Origin of the sequence: Parvimonas sp. M20 (assembly GCF_035282425.1) — a bacterium.
Classification (GTDB): domain Bacteria; phylum Bacillota; class Clostridia; order Tissierellales; family Peptoniphilaceae; genus Parvimonas.
The window spans coordinates 1-300 of the sequence record NZ_JAYKBQ010000115.1 but is presented as its reverse complement, the minus strand read 5'-3'; the positions used below and the strand labels follow the sequence as shown (position 1 = coordinate 300).

Sequence of the window (300 nt, the reverse complement as noted above, 5' to 3'; positions counted from 1 at the left end):
CTGCTTCTCGTTCATGTCACGGAGGAGATCACGTGCCTTGTAGAGATCATCTACCAGAGCTAGCTCTTGCGGGCCCTTGGCAAGCATCTGGATCATCTCTGCATACTTCTGGGCCTCAGCGATGACGTCCTCAGTACGATTGATGTTGTCCGAGATCTTCTTAGGCTTCTTAGTTTTTTCAGTCAGCTGCATAGGCGTACCCGTCATGCCATGCTGCCGATCAGCAATACCTCCCAGCTGTGCAGCTAGTCCCTGCAGACGACGAGTCTCAGCAGTGGCTGCATTAGCCTGAGCCACCAG

General features: G+C 53.7%; 1 protein-coding gene. It reads right to left on the bottom strand.

Going from position 1 to position 300, the window contains the following annotated elements:
- On the bottom strand, positions 1-192 hold a 192-nt coding region (locus tag VJI93_RS08630), incomplete at its 3' end, for a hypothetical protein (protein WP_324009294.1).
- Between the last annotated feature and the right edge of the window lie 108 nt (positions 193-300).